Raw genomic sequence first — 389 nt, 5'->3', positions numbered from 1 at the left:
CTACCAAAGTAATCTTTTTCAAACTCATACCATCCACCCTCTAAATCAGCTTGTTTTGAAGTTCCGTCCTCATTTAAAACGAACGGGTGAATGTCTAAGTAACCAAGTTCATCACTATATAACTCTATTCTAACCGGTTTCCAGTCTGTATCAATTTTATAGCCCAGATTCAAAAGCACATTTAACAATTTTTCCGTATGTTGAGCATCAAAATTTATATCTATATCTCTATGAATTCTTGTTTGTTTACCAGCTAAAATATCTACACCCCATCCGCCATCCAACCAGTATGTAATTCCAGTATTTTCGAATAATTCTATTACTTTCATTAAATCTTCTTTTGTTGTTATTTCTTTTCTACCCATACAAAGTCTCCTTTACAACTTCTA

Annotated in this window: 1 protein-coding gene; it reads right to left on the bottom strand. The window is 32.9% G+C overall.

Annotated elements, in window-relative coordinates; translation table 11 throughout:
- A partial coding sequence (locus tag DW922_RS17035) for an aminoglycoside adenylyltransferase (RefSeq protein ID WP_118727152.1) occupies positions 1-365 on the bottom strand: 365 nt, incomplete at its 3' end.
- Between the last annotated feature and the right edge of the window lie 24 nt (positions 366-389).

The organism is Clostridium sp. AM42-4 (assembly GCF_003480105.1).
GTDB lineage: Bacteria > Bacillota > Clostridia > Lachnospirales > Lachnospiraceae > Brotaphodocola.
This window is presented reverse-complemented; position numbering and strand designations above follow the sequence as displayed.